The sequence below is a fragment of the uncultured Imperialibacter sp. genome (genome assembly GCF_963974565.1).
GTDB lineage: Bacteria > Bacteroidota > Bacteroidia > Cytophagales > Cyclobacteriaceae > Imperialibacter > Imperialibacter roseus.
The window spans coordinates 73928-96884 of sequence record NZ_CAXBCJ010000025.1 but is presented as its reverse complement, the minus strand read 5'-3'; the positions used below and the strand labels follow the sequence as shown (position 1 = coordinate 96884).

The 22957-nt window shown below is 48.0% G+C and carries 19 protein-coding genes; 11 read left to right on the top strand and 8 right to left on the bottom strand.

Features of this window, described 5'->3' with window-relative positions:
* Positions 1–479 precede the first annotated feature (479 nt).
* The 8 genes from AAC052_RS25045 to AAC052_RS25010 are packed head-to-tail and all read left to right on the top strand — an operon-like array spanning position 480 to position 10479.
* The gene (locus tag AAC052_RS25045; RefSeq protein ID WP_339815943.1) at positions 480–1562 is read left to right on the top strand and encodes a complex I subunit 1 family protein; all 1083 of its coding nucleotides are present in this window, start codon (positions 480–482) and stop codon (positions 1560–1562) included.
* The gene (locus tag AAC052_RS25040) at positions 1547–2551 is read left to right on the top strand and encodes a 4Fe-4S dicluster domain-containing protein (protein WP_339815942.1); all 1005 of its coding nucleotides are present in this window, start codon (positions 1547–1549) and stop codon (positions 2549–2551) included. The genes AAC052_RS25045 and AAC052_RS25040 overlap by 16 nt, the downstream gene beginning before the upstream one ends.
* Positions 2551–3048, top strand: coding sequence for an NADH-quinone oxidoreductase subunit J (locus AAC052_RS25035; protein ID WP_339815941.1), 498 nt, complete (start codon positions 2551–2553; stop codon positions 3046–3048). Before AAC052_RS25040 ends, AAC052_RS25035 begins: the two co-directional genes overlap by 1 nt.
* Entirely contained in the window at positions 3041–3346 is a 306-nt protein-coding gene (gene nuoK / locus AAC052_RS25030) for an NADH-quinone oxidoreductase subunit NuoK (protein ID WP_317488095.1), read from the top strand. The genes AAC052_RS25035 and nuoK overlap by 8 nt, the downstream gene beginning before the upstream one ends.
* Positions 3347–5440, top strand: coding sequence for an NADH-quinone oxidoreductase subunit L (gene nuoL / locus AAC052_RS25025; RefSeq protein ID WP_339815940.1), 2094 nt, complete (start codon positions 3347–3349; stop codon positions 5438–5440).
* A gap of 4 nt (positions 5441–5444) precedes the next feature.
* A complete protein-coding gene (locus AAC052_RS25020; protein WP_339815939.1) occupies positions 5445–7109 on the top strand; it encodes an NADH-quinone oxidoreductase subunit M in 1665 nt (554 codons plus the stop codon).
* A gap of 2 nt (positions 7110–7111) precedes the next feature.
* Entirely contained in the window at positions 7112–8593 is a 1482-nt protein-coding gene (locus AAC052_RS25015; protein WP_339815937.1) for an NADH-quinone oxidoreductase subunit N, read from the top strand.
* Positions 8590–10479, top strand: a complete 1890-nt coding sequence (locus AAC052_RS25010; protein WP_317488091.1) for an amidophosphoribosyltransferase — start codon at positions 8590–8592, stop codon at positions 10477–10479. The genes AAC052_RS25015 and AAC052_RS25010 overlap by 4 nt, the downstream gene beginning before the upstream one ends.
* Positions 10480–10808: 329 nt before the next feature.
* Here the strand turns inward: AAC052_RS25010 and AAC052_RS25005 are convergent, their stop codons facing one another.
* The 3 genes from AAC052_RS25005 to AAC052_RS24995 form a co-directional block, all read right to left on the bottom strand.
* Positions 10809–11435 carry a DUF2306 domain-containing protein gene (locus AAC052_RS25005; RefSeq protein WP_339815936.1) on the bottom strand — a complete coding sequence of 209 codons (627 nt, stop codon included), beginning with the start codon at positions 11433–11435 and terminating at the stop codon, positions 10809–10811.
* A gap of 63 nt (positions 11436–11498) precedes the next feature.
* On the bottom strand, positions 11499–12641 hold the full coding sequence (locus AAC052_RS25000; RefSeq protein ID WP_339815935.1) for an AraC family transcriptional regulator: 1143 nt from the start codon (positions 12639–12641) through the stop codon (positions 11499–11501).
* Between the two features lie 38 nt (positions 12642–12679).
* A complete protein-coding gene (locus AAC052_RS24995; RefSeq protein ID WP_317492370.1) occupies positions 12680–14023 on the bottom strand; it encodes a sugar porter family MFS transporter in 1344 nt (447 codons plus the stop codon).
* Positions 14024–14504: 481 nt separating this feature from the next.
* Between AAC052_RS24995 and AAC052_RS24990 the strand changes: the two genes are divergently transcribed.
* The 3 genes from AAC052_RS24990 (at position 14505) to AAC052_RS24980 (ending at position 17554) form a co-directional block, all read left to right on the top strand.
* The gene (locus AAC052_RS24990) at positions 14505–15881 is read left to right on the top strand and encodes a M20/M25/M40 family metallo-hydrolase (protein ID WP_339815934.1); all 1377 of its coding nucleotides are present in this window, start codon (positions 14505–14507) and stop codon (positions 15879–15881) included.
* 190 nt (positions 15882–16071) lie between these two features.
* The gene (locus AAC052_RS24985; protein ID WP_317488087.1) at positions 16072–16758 is read left to right on the top strand and encodes a DUF2490 domain-containing protein; all 687 of its coding nucleotides are present in this window, start codon (positions 16072–16074) and stop codon (positions 16756–16758) included.
* Between the two features lie 79 nt (positions 16759–16837).
* Positions 16838–17554 (top strand): DUF2490 domain-containing protein, encoded by a 717-nt coding sequence (locus AAC052_RS24980; RefSeq protein ID WP_339815931.1) that lies wholly within the window; start codon positions 16838–16840, stop codon positions 17552–17554.
* Here the strand turns inward: AAC052_RS24980 and AAC052_RS24975 are convergent.
* The 5 genes from AAC052_RS24975 to AAC052_RS24955 all read right to left on the bottom strand — a co-directional run bounded on the left by AAC052_RS24975 (position 17551) and on the right by AAC052_RS24955 (position 22892).
* Positions 17551–18285, bottom strand: a complete 735-nt coding sequence (locus AAC052_RS24975; RefSeq protein WP_339815930.1) for a class I SAM-dependent methyltransferase — start codon at positions 18283–18285, stop codon at positions 17551–17553. The genes AAC052_RS24980 and AAC052_RS24975 overlap by 4 nt on opposite strands.
* Positions 18286–18382: 97 nt before the next feature.
* Entirely contained in the window at positions 18383–19570 is a 1188-nt protein-coding gene (locus AAC052_RS24970) for an MFS transporter (RefSeq protein WP_339815927.1), read from the bottom strand.
* Positions 19567–20421: a maleylpyruvate isomerase N-terminal domain-containing protein gene (locus AAC052_RS24965; RefSeq protein ID WP_339815926.1), complete on the bottom strand. Its 855-nt coding sequence runs from the start codon at positions 20419–20421 to the stop codon at positions 19567–19569. Before AAC052_RS24965 ends, AAC052_RS24970 begins: the two co-directional genes overlap by 4 nt.
* Positions 20411–21922: a carboxypeptidase gene (locus tag AAC052_RS24960; protein WP_339815925.1), complete on the bottom strand. Its 1512-nt coding sequence runs from the start codon at positions 21920–21922 to the stop codon at positions 20411–20413. Before AAC052_RS24960 ends, AAC052_RS24965 begins: the two co-directional genes overlap by 11 nt.
* Positions 21923–22013: 91 nt before the next feature.
* Positions 22014–22892 (bottom strand): lysophospholipid acyltransferase family protein, encoded by an 879-nt coding sequence (locus tag AAC052_RS24955; protein ID WP_339815924.1) that lies wholly within the window; start codon positions 22890–22892, stop codon positions 22014–22016.
* Positions 22893–22957: the final 65 nt, after the last annotated feature.

Genomic DNA, 22957 nt, shown 5'->3' with positions numbered 1-22957 from the left:
TGTACCTGACAAATGGATATTCTCTCTAAAACAGGATTTCGTCGACGAACCCTTTCAGTGTCCTCTTCGAGAGACACTAAAAGGATACGTTTTCATGATAAGCTTGTATTGAAGAATCCCCTTAACCATCCCCTTGGGGTCTCCGCTAGGGACCCTGAGGGAGTTAGCGACGTACTTTTTATTTTCATTCCTGAGAAGGCTGCAGAAGTCTACACCATGTACCTGACAAATGGATATTCTCTCTAAAACAGGATTTCGTCGACGAACCCTTTTAGTGTCCTCTTCGAGAGACACTAAAAGGATACGTTTTTATGATAAGCTTGTATTGAAGAGAATCCCCTTGGGGTCTCCGGCATAAACCCTGAGGCTGTCCAGTTGAACCACCAGCCATGCGGGAGATTTAACCAACCCACCTTTCATTCATAAGGATTACTCATCTCTTCCTCTTATATTCGCATAACCGGAGAAACCAGCACCCTATGACCACTTTTCTCTTCTTTTTACCGCTCATTCTCACCAACGCTGTGCTTGGCATTTATGCGGAAAGGAAGATTTCTGCCTTTATTCAGGACAGAATGGGGCCTATGGAAACCGGGAAGTTTGGCATATTGCAGACTACAGCCGATATCGTCAAGCTCATTCAAAAAGAGGATATAGTACCAGCCGCCGCCGACTGGAAGCTGTTCAAGCTGGCGCCTGTCATCATATTTACTGCTGTTTTTTCCGGGTTTGCCGTGATACCACTCAGTGGAGCATGGGATGGAGCAGGCCTCGAAATTGGCGTTTTCTACCTGCTGGCCATCATATCACTCGACGTTCTTGGCATTTTGATGGCAGGCTGGGGCTCTAACAGCAAGTTTTCTTTATTTGGAGCACTTCGGTCAGTCGCCCAAATCATTTCCTATGAAGTGCCGCTGGGCCTCTCAGTCCTGTGTGTTGTCATGATCACACAGTCCCTCGATCTGCAGGAGATCTCCTTGTCGCAGGGCCTGCAGTCGCCCAATTCGGTTTATTTGTTTGGCGTGGTAAAGTCCATGGATGTGAGCCAATGGGGAGGCGTCTTTGCCTGGAACATTGTGCAGGCGCCGTTGCTCATACCGGTATTTGTCATCTTCTTTATTGCCTCGCTGGCAGAATGCAACCGGGCACCTTTTGACCTACCTGAAGCAGAGTCAGAATTGATCGCTGGTTATCATACAGAATATTCGGGATTCAGGTGGGCCTTCTTTATGCTGGCAGAATATGGCATGATGATGCTGGTGAGTATGCTGGCAGCTATTCTGTTCTTTGGGGCATGGAACACGCCACTGCCCAATATGGGCGTGGTGAAGCTGGCGGATTGGACAACAGGGGCTCCCGGCTCCTTTATGAGCTATATTTGGGGAGTGTTTTGGCTGCTGTCGAAAGCCCTCATTGGTATGTTTATGCATATGTGGATCAGGTGGACCTACCCTCGTTTGCGTATCGACCAACTCATGAACCTGAGCTGGAAATACCTTACTCCGGCGGCCATCCTCTTGCTTTTGTTATGTGGAATCTGGAGATTATGGATGATCGCATGAGAGACGAAAAAACTACGTATTGGTCAGATATAAAAACCAGCACCCAGACCTTGCTGGAAGGGCTTCAGCTGTCTATTCGGCACTTGAAAAAATCGACTGGAAAGTGGGCGTTAGGTTCTGTGGCTAAAGACAATTACTTCAGGGAGGGCGAAGGGCTGGTGACCTTGCAGTACCCAAAAGAAAAGCTACCCGTGCCCGACAATGGAAGATACAAGCTCCACAATGAGATCGACGACTGCATTGTGTGTGACAAGTGTGCCAAGATTTGTCCCGTCAATTGCATAGACATAGAACCCGTGCGGGCGGTGGAGGAAATAGGAAAGACGTCTGACGGCACCTCCAAGCGCATTTATGCCGCTAAGTTCGATATCGACATGGCGAAGTGTTGCTTTTGCGGACTCTGCACAACTGTGTGCCCCACGGAGTGCCTGACCATGACCAGCGAATATGATTTCAGTACCTTTTCAGTAAGGGAGCATAATTTTGCTTTTGCAGAAATGACGCCGCTGGAGATTCTTGAGAAGAAAAAGGCCTTTGAGGAAATGCAGCTGGCCAAGCAGCAAGGGCAGCCGAAAGAAGCTAGCACCGCCGAAACATCAGGAGCAGCCGCTTCAGCCAAGCCGGTTTTCAGACCCAAAATGCCTGCGATAAAGCCGCAGATGCCCAAAAAGGAGTCTGGTGCCAGCGAAGAGGTTCCGCAAGCTGCTTCAGAAGCTCCAAAGAAACCTGTTTTCAGACCGAAGATGCCTGTGATGAAGCCCAAAACACCACAGAGTGCTGAGAAGGAAGAAACGCCGAAGGCCGACACCAGTGGAGACGCTTCGCCGAATACAGCCAAGAAGCCGGTCATGAAGCCTAAAATGCCTGTCATGAAACCGGTGATGAAGAAACCTGAGCCTCAGGAGGGAGAGGAAGAAAAAGAACCGGAGGAAACTAAAAAGCCAGTGTTCAGGCCCAAGCCCATCATGAAACCGAAAAAAGACGACTGATGGACACAGGTGTTATTCACTATATTTTTGCTACAATTGTAGTGCTCTCCGTGCTGGGGATTCTTGTCACAAGAAACCTGCTTTATGCGGCCTTTCTTTTGGTGCTGACTTTTTTGGGCGTAGCGGGGTTGTTTGTTTTGGCGCAGGCCGATTTTGTGGCGGTTACACAGCTGATGATTTATATAGGGGGCGTGTTGATTCTCCTGATTTTTGGTATTATGCTTACCAATAGGGTCTCCGGTCAACCCATTCTAACCCAACTTAACCGGACAGTGTTGGGAGTACTATTCTCTGTCGCACTTTTCGCTAGCATCGTGTACCTTTCGCAAGGGTTTCATACTACGGAAATAGTTGCGGTACCTCATGACATACAGCGGCTGGGAATGGCCATCCTCACCGACTATTTTATTCTGTTCGAAGTTGTAGGCGTATTACTGCTTGTGGCGTTGGTGGGTGCTGCCACCGTAGCCAGGTTCAAAGGGGAGGGGCATGGGTAATTCTATCTATCTTTTACTATCCGCCTTCGTTTTCTCGGCTGGTGTGGCGCTGGTGCTCACCCGACAGAATGTGATTGCCGTGCTGATAGGCGTTGAGCTTGTGTTCAATGCAGCTAATATCAACTTTGTTTATTTCAACGCCTTGTACCCTGAAAGGCTCGATGGCCAGTTTTTTGCCCTCGTGGTGATTACTATCGCCGCTGCCGAAACGGCATTGGCATTGGCTATCATATTGAAACTTTACAGAACATATCATACAACCAATCTTGACGAAATAAGCAACCTGGTGGAAGAGTAGATGGAACAGCAACCTACCAACATATGGATTTGGAGTGCCATTGCCGTCTTATGGCTGTTGCCTTTGCTGTCATTTGTAATAGGGCTGGTGTTGTGGCGAAAAAGAGAGGATGGTCTAGGGAAGTTTTCTACTTCACTTCTGGCCGTTAGCACCCTTTTGTCATGGATTATTTTCGGTGTCAACTTTGGTGTGCCAGAGTCGTTTTTCTCCGTTTCGTGGTGGACGGTAGGAGATACCGAGTTCTCTTTTTCTCTTGCGCTTTCAGGCATCACCCAGCTCTTGCTGGTCATTGTCAACACAGTGTCTTTACTCGTGCATGTTTACTCGCTGGAGTACATGAAGGATGACCCGGGGAAAAACCGCTATTTCGCCTGTCTTGGGCTCTTCACATTTTCTATGCTCGGTATAGTGCTATCCGACAGTTTACTGCTGATATTTTGTTTTTGGGAGTTGGTGGGTACTTCTTCCTACTTCCTTATCGGGTTTTGGTACAAAAAGCAGTCGGCGGCCCTGGCTTCTTTTAAGGCTTTTCTTGTCAACCGGGTGGGAGATCTGGGTTTTCTGATCGGTATTTGCTTGATCTATGCTATTTTTAAAACCCTCAGCATCAGTGAGCTGCAGGGGATGGTTGATGCGATTCAGTGGAAGGGAGAAGTTTTTAATTTTGAAAAAAATGGAGAGCTTATCAGTTCGTCTCCCTTCATGTTCACGGTGATTTCCATTTGCCTCTTAGGGGGAGCGGTAGGCAAGTCAGCGCAGTTCCCATTGCAGGTATGGTTGCCAGACGCCATGGAAGGCCCTACGCCAGTGTCTGCTCTCATTCACGCTGCTACCATGGTGGCGGCGGGAATTTACTTCATTGCCCGGGTATTTTTTCTATTTACACCACCCGCTCTTTTCATAGTGGCTTTTATTGGGGCCATCACTGCAGTGATGGGTGCTGTGGCTGCCATTTCCCAATATGACATCAAGAAGGTGCTGGCTTTTTCTACCATCTCGCAACTCGGGTTCATGGTGCTGGCGCTGGGGGTTGGTGGGAGAGAGGAGGGCTTATTCCATTTGGCTACCCACGCAGCCTTCAAAGCGGGCCTTTTTCTCGCAGCTGGCAGTATCATCCATGCTATGCACCGTTTTGCGCATGAAAGCCAGGCTCACTTCGATGCCCAGGATATGCGCCTGATGGGGGGTGTCAGAAAGTATATGCCTACTACCTTTCTGGTTTTTCTTTTGCTGGCGATGGCTATCTCGGGTATTCCCATGTTCTCAGGCTTTCTGTCAAAAGATGCTATTATCACAAAAGCTTTTTCCTGGGCGTCGGCTGAGGGGGGTGTGAGGTGGATGGTGCCAATGCTGGCCTTGTTTAGCGCTTTTCTCACTGCTTTTTACATGAGCAGGCTGGTCATGCTGGTTTTTTTCGGGAGCAATAAAACACCGGGATTAGGCAATAAGGGCGGTCTGACAGAAAATGGCAAACTAATCACCATTCCTCTGCTGGTTTTGGTGGGAGGCAGCCTTTGGATTTGGTTCAACTGGAACCCCTTCGGGCAAGGCAGCTGGCTGATGGACCTGGTAGCCACCGGCCGATCCACCATTTCTGGCCTTTATCTGGAGACGACCAACGAGATTCCACATAAGACAATAGCTATTATTTCCATATTGGTTTCTCTCACGGGTGTCGGCCTGGGGTATGTGATGTATGATGAAGATGAGCATCAGGCCATTGCTGAACTGGAAGAAAAGACTTCGAAGCCTGGCTTTTGGAGTGAGCTGTCTTTTAACAACTGGTACCTCAACGAGCTATATGATCAAACGGTTGTGTATTCTTTCAACCAACTAACGAGAGCGTCATCCTGGGCTGATCGGCGTGTGATTGATCCTGTGATCAATTTAACAGGGGTTTTGACGGTCGTGGTTTCGGTAGTCGTGGGGTGGTTTGATAAGAAGGTGGTGGATGGCCTGGTACTGCTTACGGTTCGAATCACTGAATTTTTTGGTAACATTGCACGATCCCTCCAGGGCGGTGCAGTGCAGAAATATATTGCATGGTCGTTGTTTTTTACCTTACTGGTAGTTACCTGGATATTGATTAAGTAAGCCAATGATGAACTATCTGTTATCGCTGATTATATGGACACCTGTGGTAGGAGCGCTGATAGTGTTGCTGATGAAAGACAGGCAAGCCACTGCCATCCGCTGGATATCGTTGGCAGCGGTGTTACTGCAACTTGCAGGCAGCAGCATCCTCTTGTTTCAGTTTTATCAGTTTCCGGAAAGCGGCGGAAGTTATTCCATTGAAAGTTTTCATTTTGTGGAAAAGGCGGACTGGATCACCATGGACCTCGGGAGTTGGGGGGTGTTGTCTATCGACTACCTGCTGGGTGTTGACGGATTGAGTGTCCCGCTGCTGTGGATGTCTACACTTATTTTGGTAATCGGCATGATCAGCTCGTGGTCGATCACCAAACAGGTGAAAGGTTATTTTGCTTTGTACCTGCTGTTGAGCAGCTCCATTATTGGTTGCTTTGTGGCCCTCGACTTTTTCCTCTTCTACATATTCTTCGAGTTTATGCTCTTGCCCATGTACTTCCTTATTGGTATTTGGGGAGGTGTCAGAAGAGAATATGCATCGATAAAGTTCTTTTTATACACCCTGGTTGGCTCTGTGCTAATCCTCGTGGCCATGATCGGCCTCTACATCTCGGTGTCTGATCCAACCGAAATATTAGCTGATGGCAGGCTGGTCAGGACTTTCAATCTCCTGCACATGAGCGACCCCGCCAACTTTATTGCAGGAAGCATTTTGGATCCAACCAACCTCAAAGAATGGGGAGGTGTTTCTATTCGATCCCTGGTATTCTTATTCCTTTTTATAGGCTTCATCATCAAGTTACCTGCCGTTCCTTTTCATACCTGGCTGCCCGATGCGCATGTGGAAGCGCCCACACCAGTGTCGGTTGTGCTGGCCGGTATCTTGTTGAAAATTGGCGGTTACGGTTTGTTGAGAATTGCCTACCCAATTTTTCCCGAAGCTGCGCTCGACTACTCGTGGTGGGTAGGCTTTTTGGGGGTTGTAGCCATTATCTACGGCGGATTCAACGCCATGGCGCAGTCCGATTTAAAAAAGCTGATCGCCTACTCATCTGTTTCCCACATGGGCTTTGTGCTGCTGGGGATTGCTGCCGGCACCACCGAAGGGTACTCTGGTGCGGTGTTTCAGATGGTGAGCCACGGGTTTATCTCGGCAGCGCTCTTCCTGATAGCAGGAGTGCTCTACGACCGTACGCACGACAGAATGATAGAGAACTACAGCGGCCTGGCAGAAAAGATGCCTTATTTTACCGCTGTTACGGTCTTTTTCTTCTTTGCTTCTTTGGGGCTACCCGGCCTTTCTGGTTTTATTGGCGAGCTGCTGGTTTTTCTTGGGGCTTTTCAGTCCTCTTCAATCAATGGGCAGGTGCCGCAGTGGATGGCGGTGCTGGCTACCTTTGGTCTGGTGCTTTCCGCAGCTTATTACCTCTGGACCTTGCAGCGGATGTTCTACGGTAGGTTAGCGCTTAGGGAGGTAGGCTGGAAGGATATGCTGACCGAGCTGACCAACCGGGAGTGGCTGATGTTCATCCCATTGATTTTCATCGTGCTTTTGCTTGGTATTTTTCCTCATTTCCTTCTCGACCTAATGAACGGAAGTATCAATCAGCTGAAAGAGCTGGTTTTCGAAAATGGAAATACCATCATCCAGTCACTTAATTCAGAAGGCAGCTAAATATGCACAAAGAAGGCTTATCGTTTCAGTTGCTGGAAGCCCTGGGAAGCCTCAATCAGGTGGGGCCTGAGTTAGCAATCGGTGCTGGAATAATACTGCTTCTTATAGTTGACCTGATCACTTCGGGTAAGCGACCACTATTGTTGCTGGTGCTTTCAATGCTTTTTGCTTTTGTTGCGCTGTGGCTCATTTTGCCTTTGTGGGTGCAAGAGCCGGAGGGAGGGCTCTTGTTTTCCGGGCAGCTGACAGCCGACAGGCATGCGTTGTTTGCCAAAGCCATCATTCTCCTTGCCCTGGCGCTCACCCTTCTTTTCGGAACAGGCTTGCAGCTTCGGACAGAATACTACTATATCCTCCTTTCGCTTGCCTTGGGTAGCATGCTCATGGTGAGCAGCACTACACTGCTTTCAGTATACCTGGCGCTCGAACTTACCTCCATCAGCGGTTATATTCTTACTGTGTTTGGGTTCAAAAAGCTCAACTTTGAAGCTGGCATCAAGTACTTGCTGTTTGGGGCATTTGCCAGTGGTCTGATGTTGTATGGCATCTCCTTGCTTTATGGGCTCACCGGCTCACTTGCCTTTACTACAGAGGCTTTTGTCACACAGCTCCAGCAAGCCAACGAACCCCTGGCCTTATTTGCAATAGTACTCGTGCTAATGGGCATTTTCTTCAAGATCGCTTTATTCCCCATGCACCTGTGGACACCCGATATCTACCAAACGGCTCCTGTGCCGGTTGCGGCCATTTTTTCCGTAGTGCCTAAAATCGGCGGCCTGATTGTGCTCTTAAGGCTCACAGAAGGCTTTTCGGTAGTTAGTAGTTATAGTCAGTTTTTGATTTTCATGGCCTCTGTTTCTATCGTTTTTGGCAATATGGCAGCATTGAATCAGAGCAACGTGCGACGGATGCTGGCGTACTCCTCAATAGCCCAGGCAGGATTTTTAGTATTACCAATTGCGATAAATGATGGATTTGCGGTAACAAGTTTTTACTTTTACATCTTCATTTATCTCTTTATGAATTACTTGGCCTTTTATCTGGTAGATCATATGGAACGGGAGCAAAAGTTCTCTTTCAATGACTACAAGGGCCTTGGTAAGAAACATGCTTTCCTTGCTGTTGCGTTTCTGGTCGCCATGATGTCGCTGGTGGGATTTCCTCCGCTGGCTGGGTTCTCCGGGAAGCTTTACATTTTTTCGTCACTTTGGAACGAATGGCAAACTTCTTCGGGGAGTTTGTTGTTGTTTGTTCTCCTGATAGCAGCAGGAAACACTGTGGTTGCACTATTTTATTACTTAAAGATACCCTACTTCATGTTTTTGAAGGTGGAAGAAAAAAATAATTCCGAAATGGAAACACTTACGGCAGGCCAGATCATGACGGCTTGCCTTCTTGTTTTTATGCTGGTGTTCTTTTTTTTAAAGCCTGACAGTTTAATCCAAGTAATTCAGCAAATACCTTTCCCGGTAACCCATTTATGAGTGATCAAATTAAACACGAGTGCGGCATAGCACTCATCAGGCTCAGAAAACCCCTTCAATATTATATTGATAAGTATCAGTCGCCTGCCTATGGGGCCAGCAAGCTCTACCTGCTGATGGAAAAGCAGCATAACAGAGGGCAGGATGGAGCCGGAGTTGCCAATATCAAAATCAATATCGAGCCGGGATACAGGTATATCAGCCGGTACCGGTCTATCGAAAATCAAGCCGTGTCCCTGATTTTCGATAAGGTGATGAAGAAGTACAAGAAGGCGGAGAGAGAAGGCGGGGAGAAATACTTCGATGCTGAATGGCTGAAGAAGAACTATGGATTTACCGGCGAGCTTTGGCTGGGGCACCTGCGGTACGGCACGCACGGCGTTAATAGCATAGAGAAGTGCCACCCATTTTTACGCCAGAACAACTGGAGAAGCCGCAACCTGGTGGTAGCCGGCAATTTCAACATGACCAACGTGGATGAGCTTTTCAAGAAGCTGATCGAGTTGGGTCAGCACCCCAAGGAGAAGACTGACACGGTGACCGTGATGGAGAAAATCGGCCACTTCCTCGATGAAGAAAATCAGCTGCTTTTTGATAAGTACAAAGACGATTTCAGTAATCAGGAAATTACCGATATCATAGAAGAGAAGCTTGACCTGAAAAGGGTTTTGAAGCGCTCATGCAAAGATTTTGACGGTGGCTATGCCATGGCCGGCCTTATTGGACACGGATCAGCATTTGTTGCCCGTGACCCTGCCGGCATCAGGCCCGCTTATTACTATGCCGACGACGAGGTGGTGGTAGTGGCATCAGAAAAGCCGGCCATCAAAACTGCTTTTGGCATCAACTATTCGGATATCAAGGAGATAGAACCCGGCAGTGCGCTAATCATCGAGAAGGATGGTAGCTTCAGAGAAGAGAAATTTATTAAAAAAATACCGAAGAAGTCCTGCTCATTTGAGCGCATCTACTTTAGCCGTGGCTCCGATCCGGACATTTACCAGGAGAGAAAAATGCTGGGTGAGCTCCTGGTGCCTCAGGTGCTAAAGGCCATCGACCACGATTTGCAGAACACTGTTTTCAGCTATATACCCAATACGGCTGAAACGGCTTTTCTTGGATTGATGGCAGGCATGGAAAAATACCTCATCAAGCAAAGGAAGAAAGTGATTTTGAAAGAAAAGATTACTGACCCCAAGAAGCTGGAAGAGATTTTGTCGTTCAGGCCCAGGGTGGAAAAGCTGGTGATCAAAGATGCCAAGCTACGCACCTTTATTACCGACGACCAGCACCGTGACGACCTGGTGGCCAACGTGTATGACACTACCTATGAGGTAGTAAAGAAAAAGGTTGATACACTGGTGGTGATCGACGATAGTATTGTGAGAGGCACCACACTTGAAAAAAGCATTTTGACTTTGCTCGACAGGTTGGAGCCCAAGAAAATAGTGGTGGTATCTTCTGCCCCTCAGATTCGCTTTCCCGACTGCTATGGTATCGACATGAGCAAGATGAAAGACTTCATCGCTTTCAGGGCAGTGCTGAAGTTGCTGGAAGACCATAACAAGGAGCACTTGCTGGATGAAGTGTATGAAAAATGCGTCATGCATGCCGACAATAAAGAGGCCCCCAATTTTGTAAAGGAATTGTACGATCCGTTTACTGACGATCAGATTTCTGAAAAGATCTCTGAGATTGTGAAGCCGAAAACCTTAAGAGCTGAAGTAGAGGTGTTGTACCAGACCGTGCCTAACCTGCATAAAGCTATTCCAGGTCATTCAGGCGACTGGTATTTCACAGGCGACTACCCAACGGCCGGTGGTAACAGAGTAGTGAATCGAGCGTTTATCAACTTCATGCGGGGCGTAGCAGTAAGGGCTTACTAGTATAGAGTGACTATTTACTGTTTGGGTAAATGAAAAGCAAGAATAGTTCAATGCGTCTCGCTTGGATCTTCCCTCAGAGTCTCCCGCAATGCTATGTTAAGAGTATTTTACTACTATGGCTTAAAGGGTCTACGCATGGTAGTCCATACGCCCTTTAGGGGAAGGGGTAAAAATAGAATGGGACACTGAACCTCTTAACTTAATAGCATCAGAGCCTCCCGAAGGGACTCTGAGTGATGTTCAAAGGATCCCGATGTCTAAATTTTGATGACCATGGTTAGCTATGATATTTTTCTTAAAGTATCTGATTTAGCTGGAATATTCTGTTCTCAAGCCAACTGCACTTGCTTTTGGCTCCTGATATACATTTCTATCACAATCATATTAGGTACCCAGCAAGCCCAGGCCACAATCTGGTAGGCTGTTGTAAAATCCATGTGCAGCGCCGCCAGTTCGAAAGGCAAAATAAGTCTGAGTGAAATAGCGGCACAGCAGGCAGCATAGCTCCTGAGCATCCATTTTCTGTGCGCTTCTATGTCTCGATTTCGTATGCTGCTGTAAGCCAACCACGAGGTAAGCAACCAGGTGACAGCCAAAAGATTGAACCCCACCTTAGCGATGATCCCGCCCTCAGCAAACAGCGAAAGGGTAAATCCAGCCAGTCCGCCAAGGAGAATGCTTATCAGGTAGATTTTACCCAAAGTACGATGGAGTGTCAGTCTTTTTCTCAGCTGCTCAGAAAACTGAAAGACACCGGTAAGGAGCGCCATGCCTCCAAAGCTGATATGCATGTAAAACGCCAGGAGCCAGAAAAAGCTCGTTCTTATTTCTTCGGGTTTTTGAGCAGGGAAACCTCTGTCAGGAGTGAAGCTCAAGTACGAAAAAGCATAGCCTGCAACGCTAATGGAAAGAAACACAAGCAAGCCCCATAAGATAATTTTGATCTTTTTATTCATGAGTTTTTTGTGCCAAATAAGTGCTTTTCAAAAACGGTATCGCCTCATCCGGCGGGATGAGCCCTATTGTTGATGAATCTTTTGGTGGCGCTCCCGGTGTTCGCTCGGGCTGATGCCGGCATACTCTTTAAACACCCGATTGAAGGATGCCTTGGAATTGAAACCGCTATCAAGGCCAATCCCCAGCAAGCTAAAATGCGCAAATTCGTCGGAAACAAGCTTTTCTTTTGCCGCTTCCACCCGCAGCTGGTTGACAAGCGAGTAGAAAGTCAGGCCTTCCTCACTTCCTATTGCCTGTGAGATATAATGGCGGGGTTTGTCGAGCTTTTTAGCCAGATCATCCAGCGTCAGGTTTTGTTCCAGGTAGAGCTCTTGCTCCACCAGTAGCGATTTTATTTGATTCAGCAGGGCTTTTTCATCGGTGGGTTTCAGCCCGGATTTTTTATATCGCTCTACCGTGGCAGCCTCGTCGCTGGCCACATCTGGTGAAGCATATTTCACAAGAATGTTCTCATACTTCAAACCATGGTAGCCTAAAAAAAGCACAAATAGGCTAACGGCAATAAAAATGTAATAGTTGTTATTGTCGGGTAAACGAGTGTCAGCAATTCGGCAGTAGGCGTATGTGCCCAGCACCACGGCCCAGATACCACCAAGGCCCCAGGTAAGCCGTTGCAGCCATTGTAGGTTGATCCTTTCAGTGGACGAGAAGAAGTCCCTGAGACCACTTCTGAACCGTTTCAGTCGAACAAGGAGAAAAAGGACGTAGACGGGCCCTGAATACAGTGTGAGAAAATTACCAAGCACTGCCTGCCATGGTGGGTTTTCCCACAAGGTGGCGGCAAATTGAGCTTTCTGCTCAGGAAGACTCAGGTAAAAGTCGTAGATAGAGACATTCAGAAGTACAAATGGCACAAAATGGATCAACCACCAGGGATTGAATCGCTTGGCACCAGAAAGCAGGGCCGCAGCGTAAATCCACAAAAATGGCCCTTCTGCTATGGGCATAAACCAGCTAAAGCCAAGGAGATGAGGATGTTGGCTGGAAAAGCCAGAGTAGTCCCAATAGAAGCCCAGGAGGTGAAGTCCGATAAAAATTAGCCAAACCAGGAGAATCTTGTCAGCGACAGACTTGTCTTTTTTCTTACCCAAAAGCAGAGCAAAAAAAAACGCCTGAGCAATGCCCACAATGAACAGGAAATCCATTACGCAATTTGGACATTGGAGGCCATCATGTCAAATGACTATTTCGTTATCCCAAAGTCCTGCTGAATTTCTTCCAGCGATCGCCCTTTCGTTTCTGGCATCATGAAGATCACAAATACAAGCTGAAGTACCATCATACCTGCAAAGATGAAAAAGACCATGCCCGGGCTGCTGAAGCCGCTAAGTAAGGCCGGCATGAACAGGGTCACCAACGCAGCCAGCACCCAGTGGGTGGAGGAACCAAACGATTGTCCAAAAGCCCTTAAATGGGTAGGGAACACCTCGGAGATAAAAACCCAGATAACTGTGCCCTGGCCTATGGCGTGGGCAGCGATGAAAAGGAACAGGAAAATGGGCACCGCCATGCCCTGCCACTGCTGGTAGAACGCAATACCGACCAGACTCAACGAAATGATGTAACCAAAAGAGCAAATATACATGAGCACTTTCCGTCCAACTTTGTCGATGAGGTACAGGCCGAGCAATGTAAAGACCATATTGGTAATCCCGATCCCAATACTGCTTAAAAGTGCCGAGCTGGCACCCAGTCCTGCAGCTTCGAATATCCTTGGGGCATAGTAAAGGAAGGCATTGATGCCCGACATTTGGTTGAAGAAGGCGATGAAGAAAGCGAGCATCAGAGGAAACCTGTACTTGCCCTGAAAAATAGACTCGCTTGCGTGTTGTGCCGCTTCGTCCTTTGTGGCCATTACGAGCTCCTTTTCGTCTGTCCCAATTTTTTTCAGGATGGCCACGGCCGCTTCCCTGTCACCTTTGTGCACATATAACCATCTTGGGCTTTCGGGAAGAGAAAAAGTGGATGCCAGGTAGATGAAGGCGGGGAGGGCTTCCATCCCTACCATCCAGCGCCAGGCATTTTCGCCGATGTCTTTCAGCAAATAGTTAGAAACAAAAGCCAGCAGGATGCCAAAAACTATATTGAATTGGTACAATGCCACCAGTTTGCCTCGTTGATCCGCAGGGGCTATTTCGGAGATGTAAGCCGGAGCTGCTACGGTGGAGATGCCAATCCCCAGCCCACCGACGAACCTGAAAATGGCAAAAGACCAGGGATCCCAGGCGAAGGCAGACCCCATGGCTGACACAAAGTAAAGAACACCGATCCAAAACAAGGTTTTCTTTCTTCCAAACCTGTCGGTTGGGTAGCCACCAAACAGAGCGCCGATGACAGTGCCCCACAGCGCCATCGACATGACCACAGAGCCGTGAAAAAGATCAGAGGTGCCCCAGAGCGCCTGAAGTTGCTGGTCGGCACCAGAGATAACAACGGTATCAAATCCAAACAAAAGACCACCTAGGGCGGCCACAACAGAACTTACAAGCAGGTAGCGATTGGTCTTCATGCAATAGGTGTTAAGCAGGTGTTTTTGTACAAGGCCTGAAAAATAGGAAAATAGATTGATTTGCCTGAATCTTATTAGGCTTAGTTAATAAAGGCGCTCCGTTAACTGCGGATTGAACGTACTTTTTATTGTGGGTCAGCCATAGAAAATGAGGATCAAGCGGGAAATCTGGAGGATTACCTTTCAAATCTAATTCCCGAGCGGTCATAAAAAAGCAAAACTGGTTCAATGCGTCTCGCCCGGCCGGGCTTCTCCAGTCGGATAGGCTTGGACCTTTTGCTTTTTTATTTAACCACAAACGAAACATTCAATCCCCAGAAATATAGATTGATCCGAAAATGAAAGCTGCATATAGGCAATTTATGTTCCGTCACTTCCTTTGACGTACCTGCGTGAAGTCAAGGCAGCCGCTGGTAGCCGATATGGTTCTCTTCGTAGATTTTTGTCCAAACAACAAGAAAGTTTTGCTTACCTTCCTCGCCTGATCAATCGGAACAATATGAAATTTAGACTTTACTGCCTCCTTTTTGCCTTTGTTGTTGTGTTTAGCAAGCGGCCTGTCGAAGCGCAACCTGCTCAACTGCCGCCAGCACAAGACCTGCGCATATACGACATCGCAAAGGCGGTTTCTTCCTCAAGAATAGAAAAAGACGTCAGGACTTTGGCTGGCTTTGGTACCAGAAGCACTCTTTCTGATACCGTTTCAGCTACGAGGGGCATTGGAGCTGCCAGAAGGTGGATCAAAGCTGAGTTCGATAAAATAGCTAAGGACTGCGGTGGCTGCCTTACAGTAACTTATCAGCACAACAAGGTGCCGGCAGATAAGTTTGCCAGGATCAAGGAGCCAACGGTAGTCACCAACGTGATTGCTATCCAAAAAGGGACAGTGAACCCCAACAGCTACATCATCATGTCGGCTGATATCGACTCCAGAGCAACGGATGTGATGGATGGGAAAGTAGATGCCCCGGGAGCGAACGACAATGCTTCAGGCATGGCAGGGGCTATTGAGGCGGCCAGGGTGCTGAGCAAGTATAAGTTTCCGAACAGCATCATTTACGTGGGGCTCTCAGGGGAGGAGCAAGGCCTTGTGGGTGGCACTTACATGGCTGAAATGGCCAAGGAACAAGGTTGGGATATCATTGGCGTGATGAACAACGACATGATTGGCAACATTGAAGGGGTAGATGGAGTGATTGATAACCGCACTTTCCGGATCTTTTCCGAGCCCACTCCGGTGACGGAAACCGATCAGGAAAGAGGACGTCGGCGCTTTTATGGAGGAGAGGTGGATGGAATTAGCCGCCAGCTAGCTCGTTATGTAGACAAGACTGTTTCCACTTACATGCCCGAAATGAACCCAATGATGGTGTATCGGCTGGATCGTTTCGGCAGGGGCGGGCACCACCGGCCTTTCAATGACGTGGGTTATGCCGGCATCCGGATCATGGAAGCCCACGAATACTACCCACGCCAGCATCAGGACATCAGGGTTGAAGACGGCATTTCTTATGGTGATGTGGTTGAAGGGGTCAACTTCGATTATGCTGCCAAGCTTACCGCTGTCAATGCCATTAATCTGGCCAGTTTGGCCTGGGCACCGAAAGCACCCGCTGAAGTGAAAATTGGCGGGGCTGTTCAACCAGCTACCAGGCTTGCGTGGTCTGTAGTGGACGATCCGAACCTGGCTGGCTACAGAATTTATTGGCGAGACACTACGGTGCCGCAATGGGAGCATAGTAGGTTTGTTGGTAAAGTGAATGAATTTACGCTGGAAGGCTTTGTGATCGACAATTACTTGTTTGGGGTGGCTTCCGTTGGTAAGGACGGAAACGAAAGCCTGGTGGTATTTCCTTCATCGTTGATTGGGAGGTGATAAAGGTATATGTTTCATTTTTGGCAACCAATTGACTGGTTGATTGAAAATAAGTGGTGTGAAGGGCTATTTTACCGTTTACTCTCGAAATATGCTACAGGTATAAAACTAAAGTTCATTCTTTTAGCTGTTATCTATCTTTCGGAGACGCCCGGATTCAATCAATTGTGTTCCTAACCAACCATTCCAATTGAAGCTCAAGGGATTTGTACTTTTTATTTTGCTGGTTGCTTGTCAGATCGGGCATGCACAGACCGGCCAGTTGTGGTCTCAATTCTCACTCATATACAATCCGACGCCAAAATGGAAGCTAAGCACGGACGCTTTCGCCAGGTACCAGCTGGTAAAAAATGGTTGGCAGGGCTATGTGCTGAGGGAGGTAGTAAGCTATAATATTCGTCCCAAAGTATCACTGGTGATGGGATCTGGGTACTATTTTGTTGATTTTAGTACGGCTGACAACCACAAGGAATTTAGAGTGTGGGAGGGTGTGCAGGCCCGTTGGCCGAAGATTGGCCCCTGGGAGTTTACTCATTACGTTAGGTTAGAGCAGCGAATTATCTTTCAGGGGTTGAATGCTCCTTATGTAACTCGTGTGAGGTATAAGATAGGCGGTGGAATGCCCGTAGCCAAATGGGCCGGTGGCAGCGGAGTGTTGTCATTTTCCCTCGGGTTTGAGCCGCTTGTTCTCCTTAACACTCCGTTCGATGACCTTTATGCCTATACCCATAGGTATTACTATGGCCTGGGAGCAAGACTCAACAGTAAGTGGAGGGTAGATTTGAACTATATAAGCCAGGGCTTTAAGGGCAGCAGAAAAGAACGGTATCATCACTCTTACGATATTGCGTTCCTTAAACTGGCTTATGCCATTTAGGTCGGTTAGCGGCTATTTTTTCAAAAACCTGATTAAATAATCATCGCTATTTACCTACTTGCATCAAATTTATCGTTTGATGCGATTCTACCTTTTTTTCACCCTATTGTTAGCAAACCTACGGTTTGTTAGTGCTCAGTCTTCTCAAAGCAATTCCAACTTTCAGCTTTGGATAGACCCTACTATCAATTACAACCTTTCCGCCAAAACCAGGCTGTCTAGTGATATATACTATCGAACAAGGCTCAACGACATCGACTGGAAACAAACTGTTTTAAGGCCGGGCATCAGCCATACTATCTCTAAAAAGGTAACGGTGCTCGGAGGTGTTGGGTGGTTCAGGCTAAAGGACCATGACCTGGAGTTGAGAAACGAAATTCGGTACTGGGCTGGTGTGCAGTACACACATCATTTGTTTTGGAAACTGGACTTGCAGCACTATTTCAGAGTGGAAGAAAGGACGTTTTATCAGGAAGGTGCCGACAACTACCAAAACCTGCGACTTCGTTACCGGTTAGGGTTAAACTACCCTTTGAAGGAAAAAGACGCCAGCGGAAAAAGTGCTCAGCTGGCACTTCAATACGAGCCTTTTTTGACCACCAACTCCGGTCACTTGAGCGACCAGTTCTTCAATACAGAGCGGGTCTATTTCGGAGTAAGCAATAGTCTTTCTCCGGCCATAAGGGTAGATGCCTACTACATGCTGCAATGGGGTAGAACGTTGAAGGCTGAACAGTTTTATTTTACCGACCACATCATACAGCTGAAGTTCATTTATACCATCAACCCACTTTAAAGCCTGAAAAGGCGAACAAAAAGCGGGAAGGATACAGGAAAGCTCTCTGGCAGGCCATTGGTTTTCAGTTCTTTGATAAAGGGAGTGACCGGGTTCTCGTTCTTTTCTTTGACGTAGTTGCCTACCGACGACCAGGTGTTGAGGTACCCCTCCAGGTTTTCTGTATTCCATTTGTAGGTCATCTCAAAGTGTTCGGCCGGCTTCAGCTCCTTAAGAGGAATAGAGATGTCGGCATAGCTATTGTCGATGTGCTTTCTTTCGGCATCCCAATAGGGGCCAACTACCTTGCTGTAGAAGTAATCAACCGCTGGCTGATAGGCTGGGGGGAGTTGCATCAGGCCGTAGCCCCAGGTGGCTAGCAAAGCCCCAGGTTTGGCTACTCTGGTTACCTCATCACAGAATTTATCTATCTGAAACCAGTGAATGGCCTGCGCTACAGTGATCAAATCGATGGAGGTGTTCGAAATTTGAGGAGCTGCTTCGTCTGCGACAAAACTGCTTAGGTTCGCCATATTCGGCACCTTCATCAGTTGTTTTATACTAATATCAGTGGCATACACCCTGTTGAATTTACCTGCCAGCACTGCTGCCACCTGCCCATTGCCCGTGCCGGCATCCCAGGCCGCATCGAAAGCCTTTGTATGAGTGTAGAGGTGATTGAAAAGCGTCTCAGGGTACTTGGGCCGGAAGGCGGCATAGCCGCTGGCTTTGTCGGAAAATCGATCTTTCATAATAATGCTCAATGGCCTGTAGGTTGGCCCACGGTTATAATCGATAATTTAGGCGGATAAAGCCAATTAGAAAAGGCAGTGCCTTATTTTATTGAATCTATTTATTCTTCCTGACAGTAGCCAATACGCCTAAAACAGGGCCCGGGGCAAGGGCCAGGAGGGCTAAGTTGGGTGAGCCATAGTGCATGAGCCACTGCACCACTTCAATACTGAAAATTGTTATGGAAAAGCCTATGCAGTTAACAATTGTGAGCGCCGTACCTGTATTCTCCTTCGGTGCCGACTGAGCAACCAGCGTAGAGAACTGCGGCGAATCGGCCACAACAGACGTTCCCCAAATGAGTAGAAACACAATAAAAAGAGCAAAGGGCAGCTGGTAGCCAAAAGGAGACAAAAGGCAACACAAGCCGGAAATAGTCAGCGCCATTTGGGCAACAAATTTACTGCCTCGTGCTGCTGAAATATAGCCGCCTGCAATACAAGAAAAGGCACCTGCTCCAATGACGATAAAGGAGAGAAAGGATACGTTTAATGTGGTTAATGGGTGACTATCCTGGTAGAGCGCAAGTACAACAGGAACAAAAGCCCAGAAAGCATAAAGCTCCCACATATGACCAAAATACCCAAACGCAGCCCGTCGAAAATCTTTCTTTTTGAAGACTTCCAGCGAAACAAGCAAGTCAATTTTAACGCTTGGTTTGCGGAATGGCCCGTCAGGTACAGTGAGAAACAAGAAAATGCCTCCCAGAGCCGAAATGGTTGAAGTGCAGATAAAAACGACTTGCCAGCTAAGCCCCTGCCCGATGCTCTTTATTAAATGAGGGAAGGCCGTGCCAAGCACCAGCGCCCCGACAAGAAAGCCAAGTGCCTTGCCGAGCCCTTTTTCATGGTAATCTGAAGCAATTTTCATCCCTACGGGGTAAATGCCTGCCAGAAAAAAGCCCGTAGCGAACCTGATGACTAACAAAGAGGTCAGCCCCTGATCGGGTAAAAGCACCAACAGGTTGGCTGTTGCGCCTAGCAGCGCACATACCATAAAAACCCTGGAAGGGGAGAAGCGATCCGAGACACCGAGGAGCGCAAACACCAGTGTGCCGCTAATGAAGCCAAACTGAACAGCGCTTGTTAAATGGCCCAGCGTGCCGTCGCCCAGCTGATACAAAACAACGAAGTCTCTTGATACAGCATTGCCTGCAAACCACAACGACGTGCAGGCAAATTGGGCCAATACAATGATGGGGAGGATAGCGCTGGCTTTGGGTGGTGTTTTGCTCATTTGCTTCATGCCATTACTGACACCATTTGGAGTACCTGAGCTGCCAGAAGTTTATCACCCTCTACTTTAAGCCGGTCTTTGACGTCGCCTGGCCTGATGTTTTTCGAAAATAGCTTCCAGGCTAGTTCGGGGGCTATTTCCACAGCAGTATCTGGCACCCGGCCGGGCTTGTCAACCAGCACCCAGTTCGAATTTTGCCTTTCCAAATACCACGCTCCACCCACCTGGCCGCTTACAGTAGCAGTGACCAGCGTCCCTTCAGGCGCTGCTATATTTCTGAAAGTATGTGGCAAGGCCATGAAGTAGGTGGCTATCATGGGAAAGAAAAATGCCCTGGTCATGATGCCGGGCCTCTCAACAGCTTCCCTTATCTGCTGCTGGTGGTGCCACTTCTCAGTGTATTCCCGGGCCAGGTGCATCCAGTTGTAGCTTTTCGACTCACCTGCCCAATCCACAGCGAAAATCGCTTCGTCCCACAAAGGCAGTGACTCATAATAGGCAGAGGTCAGCGGGCCCGTTGCCTGGTGAAGTATTCGAAGAACATTCGGGCTCAGTCTTTTGCTGGCTTTTACCCAATCAGCGTTGAGCAGATTGAGCCAGCCGACAAGGTCTTCATAAGTTTTTATCGGAGGAGGTGCTTCGCCAAAGTAGCCATCACGTTGGATAGACAAAGTTCTAAGATTACCGTCCAGCAAATGGGCAGCGACATCCTTCACGTTCCAGTGCTTCGCAGGCGTTGGCTTTTGCCAGTCATCGTCATTCAATGAGGCCAGCAGCTTCATCAGCGCTTCGTCGAGCGAGCGAAACAAATGCGCCACCTTAATGGGTGGGGCTTTCGGTGATTGGCTCCTATCTGGCATTTTCCACAATGAACGTCCCGACGTCTTTCTTGAACTTCTCCAATGAAGGTTGGTGAGTGTACATCATATGGCCAGCCTCGTAATACTTCATAATAATATTGTCCTTCACTTCTTTGGTCAGCCCAAGGTGGTTGATGCTGTGCTCTACACCATAAAATACGGTAGCAATATCGTAGTAACCGTTGAGGATCAATACTTTCATATTGGGCGCCTTGCTCATGGCTTCGGCCATGTCAATGCCCGTATTAATAGCGGCGGTTGCTCCCCAGGCAAAGTTGCCTTTATGCTTCCAGTCCCACTTGAAGCCGTCTCTTCTTCCCGCTGTAACTGTGTAGGTCAATTTTTTATTCACCTTCAGGTCGTTGTGGAAGTAGTGAAGAAAGCCCTGGATATAGGCCGGTGAGATCGCAGCACTTTGCGGATCGTAGTCAGCAAACTGGCCGATGCCATCCTGGCTGATGCCTTTGTACCTGGAGTCGAGCCGACCTACGGTATTCCCTTCGTCTCTTAGCAGCTCCTGAAAAAACTCATCGGCCTGCACCCTGAGGTCGGCTTTGAGCCAATAGTCGGATGAAACACCAGAAAGTGCACTTAGCTTTGCTGCCATAGCGGATTTCTCCTCCCCTGAAAGCTGATCGCCTTTAAAAAGGGCTGGAGCATACTCCTCTTCGGTGAATTTTCGCACTGTTGTCATGTAAGCTTCTACGTTGGCTGGTTTGTTGGCCACCTTGTTGTGGTACCAGGCCGTGGCTGCATAGGTTGGGAAATGCACTATGTAGGGCAGGTCGTCGTTAGGAGGAAAGAGCAGCGTCCTCAGGTCGAAAACAGCCGACACCATGATGACCCCATTCATGGCAATGCCCTGATCGAGCAGGCTGTTCATCACTCCGGCGTTTCTGAAAGTGCCATAGCTCTCTCCCAGCAAAAACTTGGGCGAGTTCATGCGGCTGTTGTCAATCAGATACTGCGTGATGAAGAGACTGATGCTACGAATATCCTGGTCTACGCCCCAGAAGTCTTCGAATTTAGCTTTACCGATCGGCACGCTCAGCCCGGTACCCACGGGATCAATCATTACCAGGTCGGCGACATCGAGGATCGAGTAATCGTTATTAACAAGCTGGTAAGGAGCCGCTGAGTTGAAGTTTGGATCGTTCACTACAATCCTTTTCGGACCCATTACGCCCATGTGAAGCCAAAATGAGGAAGAACCTGGTCCGCCATTGTAGGAGAAAACGATGGGCCTGGTGGACGGAGCACCTTCCTTTACGTAGCTCGTAAAGCCAAAAAGGGCAATAGGCTCATTGTTCTCGTCCCGAAGCTGAACAGTGCCAGCTTTGGCAGTCAGTTCTATGGTGGCACCGTTAATTTTTACCGTTTGTTTGGTGGTGGCCACTTCACCTTCTGGGATCGGCCCGGTTGGTTTTTCACTTTCCTTTTCTTGTGCTATGGCGTCACCAAAGTAAAGAATAATGAATGAGAGATAGAGTAGTTTTTTCATAAGCAATGTGGCTGCTTTAATTGTTTGACCAAGTCGAATGTAAAAAGACCTTTGAACTTTTGCACTCCACCAGTCAAAATCAACCGACTGCTTAGTGGATCGGCTGATCGACGGGTCGGCTCCTCTTCCACCGCCTGTGCGTCCATAACCAATACTCAGGATGTCTTTTTATATCGGCTTCCAGCAATGCTACGTGTTTTTTTGTGATGGCGCCAAAGGGTTCTTTGGTAGCGTCCTTCGTAATCAATTCAAAGTCCATTTGGTAGCAGCCTCTTTTAACTTTGATGATCCGGCCAAAGACGACGGCACAGTCTTGTTCTACTGCATATTTTTCGGTTCCGAAAGCCACGCAGGTTTCCTGGTTGAGGAAAGTGGTCCAAAAAACATTCTTACTCTTTGTGGGGAACTGGTCGGCACCAAACACGGCAGCAAAGAGCGGCCCGTCCCTGGCTTCAAAAATCTCCCAAAATCGTTTCTTCGGATATAGCTGTAGGCCGTATTTGCCTCTGGAGTTTCTCATGAGCCGATCAAATCCCTTATTAGCAAGAGGTGTGTACAGGGCCATAGCCTGATGTGGAATTTGCTCGTCGATGGCCACAGCTAGCATTTCCCAGTTGTTGTAGTGCCCGCCGGCAATGATGATGTTCTTGTTTTCTGCAAAAAGGTCTGTGAATACCTGCTCACCGGTAATCCTGCACCTTCGAATGGCTTCTTCTCTGGAAATGCTGAAAATCATCAAAGACTCTACCATCAGGTCGCAAAAATGTGAATAGAACTTACGGGTAATTTCCAGCACCTCGTCTGGCGACTTTTCCGGGAACGATGCGGTTATTTGTTTGATAACGATTGATTTTCTGTAGAATCCGCCATAGAACAGGATAAACGAAAGAAAATCCGAAATGCCATAGAGCAACCAGGAGGGCAATAGGGAAACTGGCTTGATAAAGCAGTGGTAGAACAGGGTAAACATAAGTAGGCTTAGGTGGTTAGTTGAACCTAATCAACCGGCACTGGTTGGCGCAGGCCGAATCCGAA